The sequence below is a fragment of the Marinobacter koreensis genome (assembly GCF_023156285.1).
Classification (GTDB): Bacteria; Pseudomonadota; Gammaproteobacteria; order Pseudomonadales; family Oleiphilaceae; genus Marinobacter; species Marinobacter koreensis.
The window spans coordinates 115073-136966 of record NZ_JAKZAJ010000003.1 but is presented as its reverse complement, the minus strand read 5'-3'; the positions used below and the strand labels follow the sequence as shown (position 1 = coordinate 136966).

The 21894-nt window shown below is 58.3% G+C and carries 17 protein-coding genes; 3 read left to right on the top strand and 14 right to left on the bottom strand.

Annotated features, from left to right (window positions below):
• Positions 1-5: 5 nt before the first annotated feature.
• From lapB to purU, 11 genes are all read right to left on the bottom strand, one after another.
• Positions 6-1175, bottom strand: a complete 1170-nt coding sequence (lapB, locus tag MLD04_RS08890; protein WP_248157173.1) for a lipopolysaccharide assembly protein LapB — start codon at positions 1173-1175, stop codon at positions 6-8.
• Complete coding sequence (locus MLD04_RS08885; protein ID WP_008938051.1) at positions 1175-1477, bottom strand: LapA family protein; 303 nt, start codon at positions 1475-1477, stop codon at positions 1175-1177. The genes lapB and MLD04_RS08885 overlap by 1 nt, the downstream gene beginning before the upstream one ends.
• Before the next feature lie 55 nt (positions 1478-1532).
• Positions 1533-1829 carry an integration host factor subunit beta gene (locus MLD04_RS08880; RefSeq protein ID WP_008938050.1) on the bottom strand — a complete coding sequence of 99 codons (297 nt, stop codon included), beginning with the start codon at positions 1827-1829 and terminating at the stop codon, positions 1533-1535.
• A gap of 131 nt (positions 1830-1960) precedes the next feature.
• Complete coding sequence (gene rpsA, locus MLD04_RS08875; RefSeq protein ID WP_008938049.1) at positions 1961-3652, bottom strand: 30S ribosomal protein S1; 1692 nt, start codon at positions 3650-3652, stop codon at positions 1961-1963.
• Positions 3653-3782: 130 nt separating this feature from the next.
• Positions 3783-4463 (bottom strand): (d)CMP kinase, encoded by a 681-nt coding sequence (cmk, locus tag MLD04_RS08870; RefSeq protein WP_248158244.1) that lies wholly within the window; start codon positions 4461-4463, stop codon positions 3783-3785.
• Positions 4463-6691, bottom strand: a complete 2229-nt coding sequence (locus MLD04_RS08865; RefSeq protein WP_248157171.1) for a bifunctional prephenate dehydrogenase/3-phosphoshikimate 1-carboxyvinyltransferase — start codon at positions 6689-6691, stop codon at positions 4463-4465. The genes cmk and MLD04_RS08865 overlap by 1 nt, the downstream gene beginning before the upstream one ends.
• Position 6692: 1 nt before the next feature.
• Entirely contained in the window at positions 6693-7817 is a 1125-nt protein-coding gene (hisC, locus tag MLD04_RS08860) for a histidinol-phosphate transaminase (RefSeq protein ID WP_248157169.1), read from the bottom strand.
• Positions 7818-7848: 31 nt separating this feature from the next.
• Positions 7849-8946 carry a prephenate dehydratase gene (pheA, locus tag MLD04_RS08855; protein ID WP_248157167.1) on the bottom strand — a complete coding sequence of 366 codons (1098 nt, stop codon included), beginning with the start codon at positions 8944-8946 and terminating at the stop codon, positions 7849-7851.
• A gap of 2 nt (positions 8947-8948) precedes the next feature.
• Positions 8949-10031, bottom strand: coding sequence for a 3-phosphoserine/phosphohydroxythreonine transaminase (serC, locus tag MLD04_RS08850; protein WP_248157165.1), 1083 nt, complete (start codon positions 10029-10031; stop codon positions 8949-8951).
• Entirely contained in the window at positions 10028-12595 is a 2568-nt protein-coding gene (gyrA, locus tag MLD04_RS08845; protein ID WP_248157163.1) for a DNA gyrase subunit A, read from the bottom strand. The genes serC and gyrA overlap by 4 nt, the downstream gene beginning before the upstream one ends.
• 126 nt (positions 12596-12721) lie before the next feature.
• The gene (gene purU, locus MLD04_RS08840) at positions 12722-13576 is read right to left on the bottom strand and encodes a formyltetrahydrofolate deformylase (RefSeq protein ID WP_248157161.1); all 855 of its coding nucleotides are present in this window, start codon (positions 13574-13576) and stop codon (positions 12722-12724) included.
• A 141-nt stretch (positions 13577-13717) separates the two neighbouring features.
• Between purU and ggt the strand changes: the two genes are divergently transcribed.
• Genes ggt through ftsH form a run of 3 tightly spaced genes read left to right on the top strand, consistent with a single transcriptional unit; the run spans position 13718 to position 17625 of the window.
• On the top strand, positions 13718-15421 hold the full coding sequence (gene ggt / locus MLD04_RS08835; protein ID WP_248157154.1) for a gamma-glutamyltransferase: 1704 nt from the start codon (positions 13718-13720) through the stop codon (positions 15419-15421).
• Between the two features lie 42 nt (positions 15422-15463).
• Entirely contained in the window at positions 15464-15712 is a 249-nt protein-coding gene (locus MLD04_RS08830) for a YkoF family thiamine/hydroxymethylpyrimidine-binding protein (protein WP_008938040.1), read from the top strand.
• The gene (gene ftsH / locus MLD04_RS08825) at positions 15709-17625 is read left to right on the top strand and encodes an ATP-dependent zinc metalloprotease FtsH (protein ID WP_248157151.1); all 1917 of its coding nucleotides are present in this window, start codon (positions 15709-15711) and stop codon (positions 17623-17625) included. The genes MLD04_RS08830 and ftsH overlap by 4 nt, the downstream gene beginning before the upstream one ends.
• 7 nt (positions 17626-17632) lie before the next feature.
• Here the strand turns inward: ftsH and MLD04_RS08820 are convergent, their stop codons facing one another.
• Genes MLD04_RS08820 through MLD04_RS08810 form a run of 3 tightly spaced genes read right to left on the bottom strand, consistent with a single transcriptional unit; the run spans position 17633 to position 21659 of the window.
• Entirely contained in the window at positions 17633-18373 is a 741-nt protein-coding gene (locus MLD04_RS08820) for a ZIP family metal transporter (protein ID WP_248157149.1), read from the bottom strand.
• 30 nt (positions 18374-18403) lie between these two features.
• A complete protein-coding gene (locus MLD04_RS08815; protein WP_248157147.1) occupies positions 18404-19267 on the bottom strand; it encodes a universal stress protein in 864 nt (287 codons plus the stop codon).
• A complete protein-coding gene (locus MLD04_RS08810) occupies positions 19260-21659 on the bottom strand; it encodes a Lon protease family protein (RefSeq protein WP_248157146.1) in 2400 nt (799 codons plus the stop codon). Before MLD04_RS08810 ends, MLD04_RS08815 begins: the two co-directional genes overlap by 8 nt.
• Positions 21660-21894: the final 235 nt, after the last annotated feature.

The window sequence follows — 21894 nt, the reverse complement described above, 5'->3', positions numbered from 1 at the left end:
AAGAGTTATTCGGCCTCTACGCCCTGAATCGGACGGATGGTCTCCCACTGTTTACAGCTGGGACACAGCCAGTGGAGCTGCTGCCCGGAAAAACCACAGCTCACACAGCGATAAACAGGACGGTTTGCCAGGAGCAGATGGCCGATCCGGCTGACCAGGCGCCCTTCATCGGTCGTCATGCCTTTTTCGTAACCGGCCAGTTCAACCAGCCGCAATAACCCGCGAACCGACGGACGCACTTCCAGTTCCTGGCGTAGCAGATCGATGGCAGCCGGCCGGCCAGCGGACCGTTCTACCGACTCCACCAGAGCGAGTAACAGACTGGTGCTGGGGTACTTTTCATAGAGTTTGCGAAGCTTCTTGCCCAGACGACCTACGTCGCCGTGTTCATGCTCCAGCTTCATTAACCGATCAATAGCCTCCGGCCCGAACTCCGGGTTCTGATCGAACACTTTCAGGCTTTCTTTTCCGGCTTCTCTGAAACCGCCCTGACGAATATGAAGGCTCATGAGAATCAGAGTGGCCCGAACACAGGACCGATCGTACTCCAGGGCTTCCTTCGCCAGCTTCTGGGCCGTCCAGCGATCGTCCCGCTTGAGCGCCTGCTCGGACAATTCACAGGTAATGTAAGCGAGGGCTTTGAGCAACGCAGGATCCGAATCACCCCGGGTCAGGGTTCTGGCGACATCCGCCGCTTTGCCCCATTCCCGCTCCTGCTGATACAGCTCGATAAGATGCATTGCGGCCTCGCGACCATACTCCCGATCGCCAAGGATCTGGTGCAACAACGCCTCTGCCCGGTCCAGCAAGCCGGCATTCATGTAATCGAGCGCCAACTCCATGGTGACCTGGGGCGAGTATCGGCCGGGCAATTCCGGTCGGGCCAGCAGATTCTGGTGGATCAGAATGGCGCGATCCGTCTCGCCTTTATGACGGAAGTGATTGCCGATCGAAAGGTGGAGGCTGACGGTCTCCTTGTTGACGGCGAGAGACTGCACGAAATTCTCGACCGCCTGATCCGAATAGTTTGTAAACAGGAACTGGAGGCGATCGCGGACAGATTCTTCGTCAGCTATGGAGGTCTGGGAACGCCGGTTATGGCTGCCGAGCCGACCCGCAAGCCAGCCCGCTGCAACCGCTACCGTCAATAGCAGCCACTGAAACACAATATCCATTAAAGCGTCCGGTCGTTCTCGGCCCTGGTCTTTTCCAATGCCTGCTCGGCTCGATCGAGTCGCTTTTTGAGGGTACGGCGCGAAACTGACGTTCGAACGGTCGCCAGCACAGTCATCAGTACGCCAAAAAGTGCGCCTATGACAAACGCCATAATAATCCAGACAGCAACACCATGGGGCTGAGTCTCAAACAACAGGAAGTTGAGTGATACCGCCATCTGGTTATTCAGCGAGAACACAAGTGCCAGCAATACCAGGACCAGTACCAACAGAATAATGAGGATCTTCTGTAATCCTGCCATAGTGATAGCACTCCAAAGACCCTATCGGCCCGGGGTTAGTGTTCCCTGTTGAATTCTAGAAGCCTTTTTTCAGGCTATCGTTAACCTGTTCCCGAAGCTCTTTGCCCGGCTTGAAATGAGGCACATACTTGGCCGGCAGGTTCACAGCTTCGCCGGTTTTTGGGTTACGCCCAACCCTTGCTGCCCGGTGGTGAAGGGAGAAACTGCCAAATCCCCGGATTTCAATTCTCTGACCATCTGCGAGCGACTGGGACATATGCTCAATAATGGTTTTAACCGCCAGCTCAACATCTTTAACAGACAACTGGGTTTGCTTGGATGCAATCAGTTCGACCAGTTCGGACTTCGTCATGAGGCGCTTCCCTCTTCCTTATTATTCGGCAGCCTATTACCGCATACCCATTGCCCTAGTTTAGCCAAACCATAAAAAAACACAAAAAAAACGGGCTCTTAGAGCCCGTTTTTTTCACGCTGACAGGGAATTTATTCCTTGTTGGCGTTCTGCTGCTGCATCTGCTCCTTGATGAGATCACCAATGGTGGTCGCACCAGAAGATTCAGCCGCCTTGCTGCGAACGCTTTCCAGCGCCTGCTTGTCGTCTTCAACGTCCTTGGACTTGATGGACAGGTTGATGACGCGGTTCTTGCGATCGATGCTGATGATCTTCGCTTCGACTTCTTCGCCTTCCTTCAGCGCGTTGCGTGCATCTTCAACACGGTCACGGCTGATCTCAGAGGCTTTCAGTACCGCTTCAACCTCATCGTTCAGGGCTACGGTTGCGCCTTTGGCGTCAACTGCAGAAACAGTACCCTTGACGATAGAGCCCTTGTCGTTCAGCTGTACAAACTCGGCGAACGGATCGCTTTCCAGCTGCTTGATACCCAGGGAGATACGCTCACGCTCGGGATCAACAGACAGGATAACGGTCTCGACTTCGTCACCCTTCTTGTACTCGCGTACGGCTTCTTCGCCAGTCTCGTTCCAGCTGATGTCAGACAGGTGTACGAGACCATCGATACCGCCTTCCAGACCGATGAAGATGCCGAAGTCAGTAATAGACTTGATCTTACCGGAGATACGGTCGCCCTTGTTGAACTTGCTGGAGAAGTCTTCCCACGGGTTGGATACACACTGCTTGATACCCAGGGAAATACGACGACGCTCTTCGTCGATATCCAGGATCATGACTTCTACTTCGTCACCGACCTGAACAACCTTGGACGGATGGATGTTCTTGTTGGTCCAGTCCATTTCGGACACGTGTACCAGACCTTCAACACCCTCTTCCAGCTCGGCAAAGCAGCCGTAGTCGGTCAGGTTGGTTACGCGTGCAGTAACCTTGGAGCCTTCCGGGTAACGACCCTTGATATCGACCCAGGGATCTTCACCCAGCTGCTTCAGACCCAGGGATACACGGTTGCGCTCACGGTCGAACTTCAGAACCTTGACGTTGATCTCGTCGCCAACGTTCACGATTTCGCTCGGATGCTTGATGCGCTTCCACGCCATGTCGGTGATGTGCAGCAGGCCGTCAACACCGCCCAGATCCACGAACGCCCCGTAGTCGGTCAGGTTCTTGACGATACCCTTGATTTCCATACCCTCGGTCAGGGTCTCGAGCAGAGCTTCACGCTGCTCGCTGTTCTCGGCTTCCAGAACGGCACGACGGGAAACAACCACGTTGTTCCGCTTCTGGTCGAGCTTGATAACCTTGAATTCCAGTTCCTTGTTCTCCAGGTGCGCAGTGTCGCGAACCGGACGAACGTCTACCAGTGAACCCGGCAGGAAGGCACGGATACCAGACAGGTCGACAGTAAAACCGCCCTTGACCTTGCCATTGATCACGCCCTTGACAACTTCTTCTGCTTCGAAGGACTTCTCCAGAACCTTCCACGCTTCGGCACGCTTGGCCTTCTCGCGGGACAGACGGGTTTCACCGAAGCCGTCTTCAACAGCATCGAGAGCCACATCGACAACATCGCCGACAGCTACTTCCAACTCGCCTTTTTCATTGAGGAACTGGGAGGCGGGGATAACGCCCTCGGACTTCAGTCCGGCGTTAACGGTGACCCAGTCGTTGTCGACGTCAACTACGGTTCCCTGGACGATGGAACCCGGTTGCATGTCAATTTCTTTCAGGCTTTCTTCAAAAAGATCCGCAAAGCTCTCGCTCATTATGTGTCCTATGTGATCAACGCAAGTGTGCTCCGTGTCGCCAGCAACACGGTCTGTTAACGATTGCCGGGAGCAGCCAATGACTGGCAATAATCACTGCATCCGGCATTCCAACGACAAAAAGGTGTAGTCAGGCCTGACCTGCAGCGGCCATACACCTGTCCAACACCTCTTCTATGCTCAAACCCGTAGAATCAATGACTTGCGCATCATCTGCAGGCTTGAGAGGGGCTGCGGAACGGTTCATATCCCGCTCGTCACGAGCCCGTATCTCCTCTAAAAGGGCATCAATATTAACATCGACACCCGCCTCCTTCAACTGATTAAAACGTCGCCGGGCACGCTCTTCGGCACTGGCGGTGAGGAAGATCTTGACCGGCGCATCCGGAAACACGACCGTCCCCATATCCCGTCCGTCGGCAACAAGCCCGGGGTTCTTGCGGAAATCCCGCTGCCTTTGCAGCAGGGCATCGCGAACCGGCTGTTTCACCGCCACCTTCGACGCGTTGTTACCACAGTTTTCCGTCCGGATCTCGGAGGTGACGTCTTCGCCCGCCAACAAGACCCTTACCGGCTCGCCAACCGGGGTCGGCTCAAAGGCCACATCCAGAGACGATGCGACCTCAACAAGGCCGGCGTCATCATCCAGGGAAACGCCCTGGCGCTCGGCGGCCAGTGCCGTCAACCGATAAAGCGCACCGCTGTCCAGGAGGGACCAGCCCAGCTTTTGCGCCAGCATCTGCGTAATGGTCCCCTTCCCCGCGCCACCCGGGCCATCAACGGTAATTACCGGTGCTTTGTTATCCGACATCATTCGCTACCTTCCGCGGTGATCTGGATTCCGGTCTGCCTCGCCAGCTCGACGAACCCGGGGAAGGACGTCGCCACGTTGGCGCAATCCTCCACTTCGATCGGGCCAGTCGCCCGGAGCGAGGCGACGGCAAACGCCATCGCGATACGGTGATCACCATGACTGTTCACGGTACCGCTTCCGATCTCCTGGCCACCATCAATGACAATGCCATCCGGAGTCACCGTGGTTTCAACGCCCACGGCAGCGAGGCCGTCCGCCATTACCTGAATCCGGTCACTCTCCTTGACCCGCAACTCCTCGGCGCCGCGCAGTACGGTACGACCCTCGGCACAAGCCGCCGCAATGAAGAGAACCGGGAATTCATCAATGGCGAGTGGCACCTGATCTTCCGGAATATCAATGCCCCGGAGATCGGCCGAGCGGACACGCAGGTCGGCGACGGGCTCGCCACCGATTTCCCGCTCTTCCAGAATCTCGATATTCGCACCCATTTTCTGGAGGATGTTGATCACCCCAACCCGGGTCGGATTCATTCCAACGTGACGGAGAATCAGGTCGGATCCCGGCGCAATGCTCGCAGCAACCAGGAAGAACGCCGCGGATGAGATGTCCGCCGGAACGTCAATCGCGCAGGCAGTCAACGTACCTCCGCCGGTGACGCTGGCCGTCGCACCGTCCCGATGGACGTGATAGCCAAAGCCGGCGAGCATTCTCTCTGTATGATCCCGAGTGGGGGCCGGCTCGGTCACCGATGTGACGCCCTCAGCGTAAAGGCCGGCCAGCAACAGGCAGGATTTGACCTGCGCGCTGGCAACAGGCATTTCATAATGGATACCGGTCAGTGCCTGGCCACCGCGAATTTTCAGGGGAGGCCGTCCGCCTTCGGCCGTCTCTATGACCGCGCCCATGGCCCTCAGCGGATCCGCCACCCGCCCCATGGGTCGCTTCGACAGGCTGGCATCCCCGGTCAGCTCCGAGTCGAACGACTGGGCCGCCAGAAGGCCGGCAAACAGACGCATGGCCGTGCCGGAGTTGCCAACGTAAAGTGGCCCACGCGGGCGCTGAAGACCCCGCATGCCCACCCCGTGAATACGCACAAAGCCGCTGTCCGGGCCCTCAATGGTCACGCCCATGTCCCGGAAAGCCTGCAGGGTCGCCAGGCTGTCCTCGCCCTCGAGAAACCCTTTCACCTCGGTAATCCCTTCGGCCAGAGCACCCAACATGATGGAACGATGGGACATGGACTTATCACCGGGGACACGAATGTCACCCGTGATGGCCCCGCCCGGCATGAGCTGGAAGGTTACCTGTTTGTCGCTGTTAGTTGTCACGTACGCCTGCCCTGAAAGCATCTTTGAAAAATGTTCCCGCGCCGCCTTGGCGCGACTGAAGACCCGCAACATTGTCGCCCCGTCACCGTTGGCAATCGCGGTACGAAGCTGATCAAGATCATGGGTAAAGTGATCGATAACCCGGAGAACGGCATCCCGGTTCGACAGGAAGATATCGTGCCACATGACCGGATCACTCGCCGCAATGCGGGTGAAATCCCGGAACCCGCCCGCCGCGTAGCGGAAAATATCCATATTCTCATCTTCGCCGGCCAGGGTGTCCACCAGAGAGAAGGCGATCAGATGGGGCAAATGACTGGTCGCGGCCAACACTTCATCGTGGTAGTCGACTGTCATGGTCAACACCGTGGCGCCGCAGCCTTCCCAAAGGCTCTTCAGACGGTCAAGTGCGCCCGCGTCAGTATTTGCTGCCGGGGTCAGGATCACCTTGTGCTGGGCAAACAGCTCTGGATTCGCCGCCCGGATCCCGCTTTTTTCGGAACCGGCGATGGGATGCCCGGGAATGACCCGGGGAGAAACCTCGCCAAATACGGCTCTCACATCTGACACGAAACTGGATTTGGTACTGCCCACGTCAGTAAGAACAGCATCCGAATCCAGGTAAGGTTTGAGCGATTCCAGTACAGAGCGGGTGGCGCGGACCGGCACGGCGAGAACCACCAGATCACTGCCCCGGACGGCGTCCTCCAGAGAATCTGCGGCCCTGTCGATCACGCCAAGTTCGGCGGCCAAAGCCAGTTCATCGGGCCGCTTGTCAAAACCGACGACTTCGCCTGTCAGTCGACGCTGCCTGAGCGCGCAGGCCAGGGAGCCACCGATAAGTCCGAGACCGATAATGGCAACACGAGTGAAAAGCGGCTTCTCCTCGCCCACTTCAGACTCCCTGACCCGACTCGTTCAAAGACGTCGACAGGACTTCCAGGAACCGGGCGTTTTCTTCAGGCAGCCCCACGGAGACACGAAGATGTCCTGGCATCCCGTAACCGCCGATCGGCCGGACGATCACACCGTGGGACAGCAGAGACTGGTAGACCTGCCCTGCCTTCTCGCCGACCTCAACGGCGATGAAGTTGCCGACGGACGGAATATAGGACAACCCCAGTCGGTCGAAACCCTCTGCGAGCTGAATGAGCCCCGCTGCATTCACTTCCCGGGAACGGGTCAGATAATCCTCATCGCCCAGAACGGCAGTCGCGGCGGACAGCGCCACCGTATCGACATTGAATGGCTGCCGGACGCGATTGAGGATATCCGCAATCTCCGGCGAGCTGAGGCTATATCCAACCCGCAGGGCCGCAAGCCCCCAGGCCTTGGAGAACGTGCGGCAGACAATCAGGTTCGGAAACCGGGAGAGCAGTCGCACGCCATCCGGATACTCATCTCCGGTCAGGTATTCACAATAGGCCTCGTCAAGCACTACCAGAACCCGCTCCGGGATACGTTCCAGAAATGCCTCGATGGCGTCCGCAGTGTGTACCGTGCCCGTGGGGTTATTCGGGTTGGCCACAAATACCAGACGGGTCCGGTCGGTCACCGCATTCGCCATCGCGTCCAGGTCGTGCCCCCAGTCTCGGGCTGGAACGGACACACCACGGGCACCAATGGCCTGGGTCACCAGCGGATAAACCGCGAATGCGTATTGGGAGTAGATCACTTCGGCGTCGGCATCCGCGAAACAGCGCGCAATCACTTCAAGAACGTCATTCGAGCCGTTACCCAGGGTTATCTGGTCGGGAGTGACGCCATATCGTTCGGACAATGCCCGCTTCAGATCGAACCCGTTGCCGTCCGGATACAGACACAGTTCGGAGAGTGCGTTGCGAGCCGCTGCCAGCGCTTTCTCACTGGGACCCAACGGGTTTTCGTTGCTGGCGATCTTGATAATGCCAGAGGGCTCGAGACCCAACTCTCTGGCCAGCTCTTCTATCGGCTTGCCCGGCTGATACGGTGACAGAGCCTGCACACCCCTGACAGCCAGACTCTGGTAATCCACGGCCATGCCATTTTCCTCCGAACCGGTTTACCTGGATTTAAAGGACACCAATGGGATAGGAGCCGAGTTTTTTCAGTTCCACGGCTTCCTCATCCACATCTGAAAGCACCTTCCGGACCTGCTCGTCCTCGACGTGACCTTCAAAATCGATGTAGAAAACGTACGCCCAGGTGCCACTGGGCGACGGACGGGTCTCGATGCGGGTCAGGCTGATGCCATGACGATGGAAGGGTTCCAGCAACTGGTAGAGCGCGCCGGGCTTGTTGCGCATCGACACCAGGATGGACGATTTGTCGTGGCCGCTTGCAGACACTTCCTCACGCCCGATAATCAGGAACCGGGTGGTGTTATCCGGGCGATCCTCGATACAGTTTGCCAGCTTTTCGAGGCCGTAAAGCTCGGCAGCCATGTCACCGGCAATCGCCGCGGTGCCCGGCTCTTCAGCCGCACGACGGGCCGCCTCTGCATTACTGGAGACCGTGACCCGCTCGATGCCATACCGGTGGGTATCCAGCCACTGTCGGCATTGCGCAAAAGACTGCTGGTGAGAATAGATCCGGGTAATTTCCTGATCCTTGCTCTCCGGCGACACCAACAGATGGTGATGAATACGCAACTGCACCTCACCGCAGATCTTCAACGGCGAGGACATGAACATATCCAGGGTGTGATTGATCATTCCCTCTGTCGAATTCTCGACCGGCACCACCCCGTAATGTGCGGCGCCAGACTCGACTTCGCGGAACACCGCATCAATCGCAGGGAGCGGCACACTGATCACCGAATGGCCAAAATGCTTGAGCGCCGCTGCCTGGGTAAAGGTGCCAATTGGGCCCAGAAACGCGATGTGCATCGGTTTTTCCAGAGCCAGGCAGGCCGACATGATTTCCCGGAACAGCCGGGCCATCTCTTCGTCCGCCAGCGGACCCGGATTCTGCTCTTTGATACGGCGAAGCACCTGCGCCTCGCGCTCGGGACGATAAAAGAACACGTCCTGTCCGGGGTTGGCGGCCATTTTGACATTGGCCACCTCCTGGGCGCAGGCGGCCCGGGCACTGATCAGATCCATGATCTGCTGGTCAATGCTGTCGATCTGGTCCCGCAACTCGGCGAGCCGGGTCTTCTCATCCGTCATGGTCAGCCGCGCTCCCTGGCGAATTCGCTCATGTACTGAATCAACGCATCCACGCCGGCTTCCGGCATGGCGTTGTAGATGCTGGCACGCATGCCACCAACAGAACGGTGGCCTTTCAGGTTGAGCAGACCACGCGCGTCCGCACCTTTCAGAAACTCGCCGTTAAGGGCATCGTCCGCCAGGGTGAACGGTACATTCATCCAGGAACGGAACCGTGGCTCGATGGGATTGGCATAGAAGTCGTTATCGTCGATGAAGTCGTAGAGCTTTTTCGCCTTACGATAATTGATCTCGCCCATGGCCTCGACGCCGCCCTGCTCCTTCAGCCACTTGAACACCAGCCCGGCCAGGTACCACGAATAGGTGGCGGGCGTGTTATACATGGAAGCGTTGTCGGCGATGACCTGATAGTTCATCATCGTCGGCGTTTCCTTCCGGGCCCTGCCGAGCAGGTCCTTCCGGATAATGACCACGACCAGGCCGGAAGGACCGATGTTTTTCTGGGCACCGGCGTAGATCAGACCGAAACGGGAGACGTCTACCGGGCGCGACAGCATGGTGGAGGACATATCCGCAACCAGCGGCACGTCACCACTGTCTGGTACAAAATCAAACTCCAATCCACCGATCGTTTCGTTCGGCGTGTAGTGGAGATAGGCCGCATCGGCGCTGGTTTGCCAGGCAGACTGGTCAGGAATGGTCACAAAGCCGGAATCCTCGGAACTGGCCGCTACGTTCACAGTGCCATAGCGCTTCGCTTCCGCGATTGCCTTCTTGGACCAGATACCGGTGTTGATATAGTCCGCCGACCCTTTCTCGCCGAGCAGGTTCAGGGGGATGGTAGAAAACTGGCTGGAAGCTCCACCCTGCATGAAAAGAACCGCGTAATCATCTGAAATACCGGCCAATTCACGGAGATCTTTTTCTGCTGTTTCGGCGATTGCCACGAACTCGTCACTGCGATGGCTCATCTCCATCACCGACATTCCGGTACCGCGCCAGTCCAGCATTTCCTCCTGCGCCTGTTTCAACACAGGTTCCGGCAACGTCGCCGGACCTGCGCAAAAGTTGAACGCCCTGCTCATTCTTCGCTTTCCTCGCCTTCGATCTCTTCGTCATCGGATTCGGCAATCCGCTCAACACCGACCAGCCGCTCGTCTTCCTGTGCCAGACGGATCAGGCGCACACCCTGGGTGTTCCGGCTGAGAACAGAGACTTCGTCCGTCCGTGTCCGCACCAGCGTACCCTTGTCGGAGATGAGCATCATCTCGTCGCCATCAAACAGCTGCAGTGCCGTGACCAGGTCGCCATTCCGCTCAGAGCACTGCATGGCAATAACACCCTGGCTACCACGGCTGTAGGTGGGGAATTCGTCAATCGACGTGCGCTTGCCATAACCGTGTTCGCTGGCCGTGAGGATGACGCCACCCTCTTCCGGGATGATCAGTGACACGACATGCTGACCTTCCGGCATCCGGATACCACGCACGCCCCGGGCCGTCCGGCTCATGGGACGCACCTGGTCCTCGGTAAACCGCACGGCTTTACCGGCAGTGGAGAACAGCATGACTTCCGCGTCGCCCTTGGTGATCGCCGCGCCCACCAGGGTATCGCCGTCGTCCAGATTCAGAGCGATCAGGCCGCTACTGCGCGGGCGTGAGAAGTTCGGCAACGGTGTTTTCTTGACCACGCCGTTGGACGTCGCCATCAGGACAAACTGGTCTTCCGGATAGTCTCTGACCGGCAGGAACGTGGTAATGCGCTCCCCTTCATCCAGCGGCAGGATATTGACCATCGGACGCCCACGGGAGCCACGGCTGCCGCGGGGAATCTCGAACACACGCAGCCAGTAGACCTTGCCGCGGTTGGAGAAACACAGGATGGTGTCATGGGAATTGGCCACCAGCAGCTTTTCGATGAAGTCTTCGTCTTTCATCGACGTCGCCGCCTTGCCACGACCACCACGGCGCTGGGCCTGATAATCTTCAACGGCCTGGGTCTTGGCATAACCGCCGTGGGAAATCGTGACCACCAGGTCTTCTTCGTCGATCAGGTCGGCGATGGTCAGATCCCGACGGGAGCTGGTGATTTCGGTCCGACGCTCATCGCCATAATCGCTGACGATGGCCTGGAGCTCCTCCCGGATAACCTGAAGCAGACGCTCCGGATCACCCAGAATTTCCAGCAGATCGGCGATCTTCTCCAGAATGTCTTTGTATTCGTTCTGGAGTTTTTCGGTTTCCAGGCCTGTCAGGCGATGCAGGCGGAGGTCCAGAATGGCCTGGGCCTGTTCCGGAGAGAGATGGTAGAGCCCCTCGCGAAGCCCATAGATCTCTGGCAGATCGTCAGGGCGGCAGGCATCCTCACCGGCGCGCTCGAGCATTGCCAGAACGTCACCCGGCGCCCAACCCTTGTCCATCAGCTTTTCTTTGGCTTCGGCCGCGGTCGGCGATTGCTTGATCAGCTCGATGATTTCGTCGATGTTGGCCAGCGCAACGGTCAGACCTTCCAGGATGTGGCCACGCTCACGGGCCTTGCGCAGCTCGTAGATAGTCCGGCGGGTGACCACTTCCCGGCGGTGACGCAGGAACGCATCCAGCATTTCCTTGAGGTTCAGGATCTTTGGCTCGCCATTGATCAGCGCCACCATGTTGATACCGAACACCGTCTCGAGCTGGGTGTGGGCGAACAGGTTGTTGATCACCACGTCGGCGTTTTCGCCGCGACGCAGTTCGATCACAACACGGATGCCTTCCTTGTTGGATTCATCCCGCAGCTCGGAAATGCCCTCAACGCGCTTCTCTTTCACCAGCTCTGCGATCTTCTCGATCAGCCGGGCCTTGTTGAGCTGGTACGGCAGCTCGGTAATGATGATGGATTCACGACCGGTTTTCTTGTCCTGCTCGATTTCGTGACGGGCCCGGATATAGATACGGCCGCGCCCTGTTCGATACGCCTCAACGATGCCGGCACGGCCGTTGATGATGCCCTGGGTCGGGAAGTCCGGCCCCGGGATATATTCCATGAGCTCATCGACGGTCAGATCGGCATTATCGATCAGCGCCAGGCAGCCATTGACGACTTCGGTAAGGTTGTGAGGCGGTATGTTGGTCGCCATGCCCACCGCAATACCGGAAGATCCGTTCACCAGGAGATTCGGAACCCGCGTTGGCAATACATCGGGTATCCGCTCGGTGCCGTCGTAGTTATCGACGTAATCAACCGTCTCCTTGTCCAGATCCGCCAGCAGGGAATGGGCAATCTTCTCCATGCGAATCTCGGTATAACGCATGGCAGCGGCGTTATCGCCGTCAATGGAGCCGAAGTTACCCTGACCATCCACCAACGGATAGCGCAGGGAGAACGGCTGGGCCATACGCACGATGGTGTCGTAGACCGCAGAGTCGCCGTGGGGGTGATATTTACCGATAACATCACCGACCACACGGGCCGATTTCTTGTACGCCTTGTTCCAGTCATTGCCCAGCTCGGACATGGCGAACAGTACCCGACGGTGTACCGGCTTGAGGCCGTCTCGTACATCCGGCAGCGCACGGCCGACGATCACGCTCATGGCGTAATCGAGATAGGACTGTTTCAACTCGTCTTCAATGTTTACCGGCAGGATCTCTTTGGCTAACTCACCCATCGAGAAAGGTTCCTTTGCGTTATCTGGAAGTCGTGCAGAAGGCTTTTTCAGCCCCCGTCGTTATTCTTCAACAAGCCGCCAAGCATACCACAGTCAGCCCCGCCAAGGGGCAACCGAGGCATAGGCCTAACCGAACACCACGGTCTTGTTTTCGTAGGTAATGACCCGGTCCTCAACATGGGCGCGAAGCCCCCTGGCCAGAACGTTTTTCTCGACGTCCTTGCCCAGACGAACCATATCCTCGATGGAGTCGCTGTGGTTGATCCGGATGACGTCCTGCTCGATGATCGGCCCCTCGTCGAGATCCTGGGTCACGTAATGGCAGGTGGCGCCGATCAGCTTGACCCCGCGGCTGTAGGCCTGGTGGTAGGGACGTGCACCGGCAAAGGACGGCAGGAAGCTGTGATGGATATTGATCACACGACCGGCATATTTGTCACAGAGTTCCGCGGGCAGGATCTGCATGTAGCGGGCCAGGACCACGACATCCACCTCATACTGCTCGAACAGTCCCTCAATGTGCGCGAAGGCCTCGGCCTTGTTCTCTTTGCTGACCGGCACATGGTGGTAGGGAATCTCGTGCCACTCGACCATTCTCCTGAGATCGTCGTGATTGGACACGACCGCGACGATTTCGGCGTTCAGCTCTTTGCTGTGCCAGCGATGGAGAAGATCTGCCAGGCAGTGGGATTCCTTGCTGCACATCAGGACTACCCGTTTCGGACGGGCCGAATCCTCGATGCGCCAGTTCATATTGAACTCCCGGGCGATCGGCTCGAATGCGGCTCGGAACTGATCCAGCCCGAACGGGATCGATTCGGCCTTGATTTCGTGCCGCATGAAAAACCAGCCGGTCTGGGTATCCGAATGGTGGCTTGCCTCAGTGATCCAGCCATTATAGGTGGACAGGAAATTACTCACCTTGGCGACAATTCCAACCCGATCCGGGCAGGAAATCACAAGACGATAGGTATGCTCCATGAAGCCTTTCCTTAACTTGAATCCGGGAAAGCAGGTGCGACAGGATCCGCGGTGGCAAACCGGGGCGGGCAATCGGTACGCACCAGTAAAAATGACCGGCTATCATAGCCTATCTGAACGCCTAAAACGAGGAATGGACGCATGCGGACGATCGTGTTTTTTCTGTTGATGAGTTTTGTCTCCGGGGCCTGGGCCCAGGCCATTCTGGAAGGCGAGCGGTTCCACCCCGTCGAAGCCCGGCACGGCATGGTCGCCACCAGTCATACCCTGGCGACACAAATAGCCCTGGATGTCCTGAAATCCGGCGGCAATGCGGTGGATGCTGCCGTCACCGCCGGGTTCGCCCTGGCCGTGACCCAGCCCCGGTCCGGCAATATTGGCGGTGGCGGATTCATGCTGATTTCTCCCGGAGATGGTGGCAACGTAGAAGCCATCGACTATCGGGAGAAGGCACCGGCCGGAGCCACCGAAACCATGTTTCAGGACGACGAAGGCAATGTCGTAACCAACCGGAGCCGCTTTACCCACCTGGCGGCCGGCGTGCCGGGAACCGTGGCAGGTTTCGCCCTGGCGCTGGAGCGCCATGGAACCATCACATTGAAAGAAGCCCTGGCTCCGGCGATCAAACTCGCACGCGAAGGCTTTATCGTACCGCCCCGGTTTACCGAGGGTCTTGAGCAGGCAAAGGAACGCCTGCAACGCTGGGAAGCCACGCGAAATACCTTCTACAAGGAAGACGGCTCCCCGTGGCAGCCCGGTGAGCGGTTTCGGCAGCCCGACCTGGCGGATACCCTGCAACGTATTGCCGACCAGGGGGTCAAAGGCTTTTATGAGGGTAAAACCGCCGAACTGATCGAAGCGGAAATGCAACGCCATGGCGGCCTGATTACCCGGGACGACCTGAAAAACTACCAACCGGTGGTCCGCAAGCCGGTTCACGGCACCTACCGGGGATACGATGTGTTTTCCATGTCACCGCCCTCCTCCGGTGGCACCCACATCGTCCAGATTCTGAATATCCTCGAGGGTTACCCCATCGGCTCCTGGGGCCACAACTCGGCAAAAACGATCCACCACATGGCCGAAGCCATGAAACTGGCCTACGCCGATCGTTCAAAGTACCTTGGCGATTCCGATTTCGTCGACGTTCCGGTCAAAGGCCTGACGAGCAAAGCCTACGCAAAGGAGCTCCGGAATGGCATTGACCCGGACCACGCCCGGCCCTCAAGTGATATCCGGCCAGGGGACCCGGCACCCTATGAGAGCAATGAAACCACGCACTTCTCGGTTGTCGACCAATGGGGCAACGCGGTTTCCAACACCTACACGATCAATTTCAGCTACGGCTCCGGAATAACGGTGGCCGGCGCGGGCTTTCTGCTGAACAACGAAATGGATGACTTCAGCGCCAAACCGGGGGTTCCCAATGCCTACGGTCTGATCGGTGGTGACGCCAACAAAGTGGAGCCGGGTAAACGGATGCTAAGCTCCATGTCTCCGACAATCGTCCGAAAGGATGGAAAGAACTGGCTGGTGACAGGCAGTCCGGGTGGTTCCCGAATCATTACAACCACCTTGCAAGTCATCATGAATGTCATCGACCATAATATGAATATACAGACGGCTGTGAACGCCCCCCGCATCCATCACCAGTGGTTGCCGGATGAGATCCGTGTCGAACAGGGCGTCAGCCCCGATACGATCCGGCTGCTGGAGGAAAAGGGGCACAAGGTCGTCACCAGGGCCGCAATGGGGGCCATTCAGAGCATTCTGATCGACGAGAATGGCACTCTCTATGGTGGCGCGGATCCACGGCGAAGCACATCCTCCGCCATGGGTTTTTGATGCAAGCGATTGACCGGGGTCACCGACCCCAAGGGAGGCAACATGTATCTTTCTGTACAATTAAGCTGTTATCCCCTCAAAGACGACTACAAGCAGCCCATCTGGGACCTGATCGCCCGACTGGAGCAGTCAGGCCTGGAAGTGTATTCCGGGCGAATGAGCACAGAGCTTTTTGGTGAATACGACGAGGTCATGAAAGTGCTTTCGGACACCATGAAATGGTCCTTCGAGACCTATGGCAAGTCCGTTTTCGTGGCAAAAATCATGGAGGGCGACCGGAGGCCCAGATGACATCACAGCAGGGACCAGACCAGAAGAAACCCGGCGACAACAACCCGCAGCCGGCCATTCCCAACCAGTTTGCGTTTCTCTGGTTAAGTGCGGCCATATTCCTGATGGTGCTGTGGATGCAGGACGGCAACCAGCCGCGCCAGCAGGATCTGGCCTATTCGGAGTTCAAGACGGCGGTGGCCCAGAACCAGGTTTCCGAGGTCACCCTGAAGTCCGAGGACATCATCGGCAAATTCACCGATAGCGGTACCGCTGCATTCAGCAGCGACCAGACCTCAAACCAGAAACCGGCTACCACCTTCCATACCATCCGACCGCCCATGGACGATCCGGAGCTTTTGCCGCTACTGGAAAAAAACAGCGTTACCATTCGGGCGACGCCCTCGGGCCTGCCCTGGTGGCAGGAACTGATTCGCGGATTCCTGCCGTGGATCCTGCTCCTGGCCCTGATGTTCTGGTTCTGGGGTGCCGCCCAACGGCGCATGAGCCAGGGTGGAGGCGGACTGTTCGACTACGCCAAATCCAGGGCTCGCCGGGCCCGCAAGGAAACCTCCCACACCACACTGGATAACGTGGCCGGAATCGAGTCGGCCAAACGGGAGATCACCGAGATCATCGATTTCCTGAAAACGCCCGAACGGTTTCGCCGGCTGGGCGCGGTAATGCCCAAAGGTGTGCTGCTGGTTGGTCCGCCGGGGACCGGCAAAACCCTGCTGGCCCGCGCCATTGCGGGTGAGGCGGATGTGCCCTTCTTCAGCATCAGCGCTTCAGAATTCATTGAGATGTTCGTGGGTGTTGGCGCCGCTCGCGTGCGGGACATGTTCCAGACCGCGCGGAAAGAAGCACCGGCCCTGATTTTCATTGACGAACTGGATGCGGTAGGCCGTTCCCGCGGAACGGGCCTTGGCGGCGGACACGACGAACGGGAACAGACTCTGAACCAGATCCTCACCGAAATGGACGGCTTCGAGGAGCACGAAAACGTGCTGGTTCTTGCTGCGACCAACCGACCGGATGTGCTGGATAGCGCCCTGCTCCGCCCCGGACGTTTCGACCGAACCATCACCCTGGACCGCCCCCACAAGGATGCGCGGGAAGCGATTCTGGCGGTTCACGTACGGAATACCCCTCTGGCCGACGATGTAAAGCTGGACCAGATTGCCGCGCGCACCATTGGTTTCTCCGGCGCCGACCTGAAAAACCTGGTCAATGAAGCCGCCCTGACAGCGGTTCGTGAAAACAAGGACAAGGTTGATGCCCAGTGCTTTGATGAAGCAAGAGACCGGCTCATTCTCGGGGAAGAGCGCGATACCCAGCTGACGCCCGAGGAAAAGGAAGCCGTGGCGTATCACGAATGCGGGCACGCCATCATGGCCTATTTTTTGCCCAAGGCCGATCCCCTGACCAAGATAACCATCATTCCCCACGGCATGGCCATGGGGGTCACGGAGCAGACGCCGAAAGAGGACCGGTATACGTTTACCGAGAGCTATCTCAAGGATCGGATCAAGGTCATGCTCGGGGGCCGTTCTGCCGAAAAGATTGTTTATGGCGAAGTCAGCACTGGCGCCCAGAACGACCTGAAAGAAGCCACCAAACTGTTACGCAAGATGATTGGCCAATGGGGTATGAGCGAAAAGCTGGGTCCCCTGGGCCTGAGCGTGGGCGAGGAACATGTGTTCCTGGGCCGGGAAATGGGCGCCCCCAGGGAATTCAGCGAAAAAATGGCAGAGCTGATCGACGGAGAAATCCAGTCTCAGCTGCTGGAACTGGAGAAGGCCACAGTCGACTTCCTCAACGAGCACCGGAACCACCTGGATGCCCTGGCCAAGCAGGTACTCAAACAGGAAACCATGTCAGCCGAGGAGATCGACGAAATCCTGCGCAAGGAGGACGCCCGCGCTATCGCCTGAACGCCATTCAGCCGTAGCTGACCAGCATATCACTGTACATGGTGAGGCAGAATCCGAACACGGCACCCAATGGCGGGCTCCAGTGATGATTCAGGCGCGACTGGGGGGCAATGTCCTGGAAGATCAGGTACAGGATACCCCCGGAGGCGACCAGCATGATGGCCCCCAGCACTTCCCGGTGGCCGGCCAGGAAAAAGTATCCCAGCAGCCCGGCGACCGGCCCTGAGATGACCAGCATGCTCATGAAACGAAGGGTCTTGCGTGGTGTATAGCCGGGCTGGTCATTGAGTTCGCGGTAAGCATTGAAGCCCTCCGGAAGGTTCTGAAGCGCAATCAGCGCCGCCAACAGAGGGGCAATCTTCGGGCTTGCCACGATCAGCCCACCCAGGGCAGCCGCTTCGGGAATGTAATCAAGCAATACGCCGGTGAGCTGGGGTGCCTCCTTCTGTTTGACCCCCAGCAACCGCTCGATGCCGAAAAACAGCAGACCGCCGCCCAGGATGAAGTAGATCCCCAGTACCGAATGGCCCATCTCCTTCAGCCCTTCCGGCACCAGAACCACCGCCACAGCACCCACGAGGATGCCGCCGCCAAATGCGATCAGAAAATGGCGGAACTCCTGCTCCAGCCAGTTGGGACTGATCCGTTCGATGCTGGCCAGCACACCGCCGAGGGGGATACAGGCACCAGCCAGGGTTGTCAGGGCAAAAATATAGAGGACATCCGCGTACAGGGCGTTCAGAGACATCAGACAAACATTCCGGAAAGATTCGGGGAGTCAGGATGTTACCGTAATGGGCAGGTTCAGTTCGACCACCAGGCGATCCATGTCATGCTCATCAAACACGCTGCACTGGCGACTGAGAACCAACTGACCCGCGGATTCCTCCCGAAGCAGACGAGCAATCTGGAGTGCACTGGCACGGGGGATTACGCGGATCCGGGCACTGGCATCGTGGGCAGCCAGCTGCTGCTCGATGGCCCTGACAGCATCCGGATTACCGGCACGCTCGCTGCGAACCAGCACCGTCAAAGGCTGCCGGTGTCGGCGGGCAAGCTCCATGGCCGCTGACAGGGTTCGATGATTCTCAAGCTGATCGTCGTTCAACAAGACCACAACCCTGTTGCGCTGCCGGGGCTTCAGGTCGGTCCAGAGCAACACATCACCGGGCGCTTTGCGTATCAGGCCCCGCGCCGTCGACCCGAGACGCGACCCGGGCATCGCCGACCAGCCGGCCCGCCCCATGACCACAAGGTCGTCCGGAGTCGCCAGGCCAAGCACTTCGTGAATCACGCTTCCACGACAGAGCTTGAGAGCCTGGCGCAGACCGCGACCACCCACGGCCTGCTCAAGCGACCGACGCGCCTGATCAGCAAGCCCGCGAAGGCGCATTTCCATCATCGCGCTGTCCAGAGGTCGTGTGGCACCCGAACTTGCACCCACTTCGCGTGCGAAGCCGTAGCCCGCACTGCGAAGCACATCCACCTCTTCGACGAACACCCCCAGGACTTCAGCACCCCTGACAGCTGCGATCTCTGCCGCAGCCTCCAGAGCCAACAGGCTGAGCCGGGAACCGTCCAGCAATACCAGAACGCGACCGGACGACGGATTCAAGGGCCTGGATTCGGGCTGATCAGTCATCGCTGGTTTTACCTCCCTCGCCGTTGGCCTTGTCGTCGTCCGATTTTCGGCTCGCTTCCGCGAATGCCTTCAGGCGCGCCTGCACCTTGCTGTTGAAACTGCCTTCGGGATACCTGCCCTCCTCGTCCGGGACGCCTGCCTCCATTCCGGTGAGTAGCTCAATCGCCTCGCTGATGTCGGAAATCGGGTAGATGGTAAAGTGCCCCTCGGCCATGGCATCGCGAACCTCCTGCTTCAGCATCAAGTGTTCGACATTACTCGCCGGCAGGAGAACACCGTGGCTGTCGAGCTCTCCGGCGTTCTGACAGACGCTGAAGAAGCCCTCGATCTTCTCGTTCACCCCACCAACAGCCTGTACCTCGCCATGCTGGTTCATGGATCCGGTCACGGCGAAGGCCTGTTTCAGCGGGACATCGGCAATGGCCGATAGCAGAACACAGGTTTCGGCGATCGACGCCGAATCCCCTTCGACACCACCGTAGGATTGCTCGAACGCCAGACTGGCAGACAGTGACAGGTCGCCATCTCCGGCATAACGGCTGGCGAGGAAACGGGACAGAATCATGACCGCCTTGCTGTGAATCGGGCCGCCCAGCTTGGCTTCCCGTTCGATATCGACCACCTGCCCCTTGCCCGGTCGTGCCGTTGCGGTGATACGCGTTGGCTGACCGAACATCGAGGCCCCGAGACGCAGCACCGACAAGCCGTTGACCTGCCCTACCGTTTCTCCGCGGGTCGCGATCTTCACAACACCCCGGCTGATCTGCTCCATGCTCCGGTCCCTGACCCGGCTGGCACGATATTCCCGCTCATCGATGGCCTGCTGCACATGTGTCGCGTCAATGAGCGTGGCTGCCTTCTGCCCGGCCCAGTGGTCCGCCTCCGTTAACAGATCCTTGAGCACCCGGTCGTGAGCTGTGAGTTTTTTCTGGTCGCTGGCCAGGCGGCTGGCGTGTTCAATCAGTCGTGCCACGGCGTCCCGGGTCAGCGGACGCGCTTTGACGGCCCTGGACATGGTCGCAATCATGCGGGCGTAGAGACTGTAGCATGCGTCGTCCCGATCCAGATCGTCTTCAAAATCCGCCTCAACCTTGAACAGGTCGAGGAAATCGGGATCGTAATGGGACAAGAGGTAATACAGCGTCCGATCGCCCAGCAGGATGACTTTGACCGATACCGGAATCGGTTCCGGCTGCAGGCTGACGGTGCTGACCAGGCCATAGAGCCGCTCCAGCGACTCGATGCGGATTTCACCAGAGAACAGAATCCGCTTGAGACTCTCCCACGCCATGGGCTGCGTCAGTATCCGGCGGGCGTCCAGGATCAAATAGCCACCGTTCGCGCGATGCATGGAACCACCCTTTATCAGGGTAAAATCCGTGTAGAGCGTGCCCTGACGCGCGCGATGCTCAATCTGCCCCGTCAAGTGCTGATGATTGGGAAGATCCTCATAGATGACCGGCGCCCCTTCAGTCTCGGCGTTGTCGACCAGCAGGTTTACCCGGTAACGCACCAGCAATCCCACGGGCGGTCCGTTTTCACTGTCCTGGAAGACTTCTGCATGCTCGACAACGTCTTCCCGAACCTGATCCAGATAATCAACGACTTCCGGAAGGTGGGACCATTTCTGACGCAACTCCCCCATGGGACCACCAAGCGTCAGCTGTACCATCTCCTCATTCAGGGCATGCACTCGCTCACGCACTTCTTTGCGTAGACGGGGGATCTGCTGAATGGTCTGTTGCAGTTTTTTCTGGAGTTCCTCCACCTTGGATTCAACCAGCTCCTTTTCCTCGTCGGAAAACTTCTTGTATTCCTCCGGATCAATGACCTCGCCATTACGCATGGGGGCGAAAGTAAAGCCCGCAGGTGTCGTGATCATGGCGATGTTGTTCTGGTTGGCTTCCTCCTGAATATCAAACAATCCCTGATGCTGGCGTTTGGCCATCTCCTCCTGCAGCTCCTGGAGTCGGGACTGGTATTCCTCACTCTCAAATGTAGCGGGAATAGCTGTGCGCAGCTCGTCAGCCAGTCCATTCATATCCTTACGGAACTCCCGGCCCTGACCGGCCGGCAGGGCCAAAGCCCGGGGCCGATCCGCATTTTCAAAGTTATAGACGTGGCACCAGTCGGAAGGCACCGCCTGGTCGCTGGCGTGCTTGCCCAGAAAACGCTCGACCAACTCGTGCTTCCCGGCACCGGACGGACCGAGCACGAAAAGATTGAATCCATCCGCCTGCATGCTGGCACCGAACTCAAGAGCCCGAAGCACACGCTCCTGTCCGCAGGGCAACTCGAGATTTTCGAGTGCTTCGGTGGTTTCAAACTCCAGTTTCTCGAGTGGACAACGGTGGTAGACCTGATCGATATCCAGGGGGGCGGGTACGGTCATCAACTACTCCTCTGGGCGGACTCTCGATGAGTGGTGCAACGATGAATGACTCAAAGAATAGACTACAGCAGCAGGATCTTCAGGCTGCGCATTCAACCCTTATGACGTTATCACGGTTTGCGACAGCCCGATTATGAGCTGGGTCAGACCGGGCACAAGGAAATGAAGATAATCGTAATAAGAATCGAAAAAAGGACAGTGGGCGCCACAAAAAGGGAATTTTTAATGAGTACTG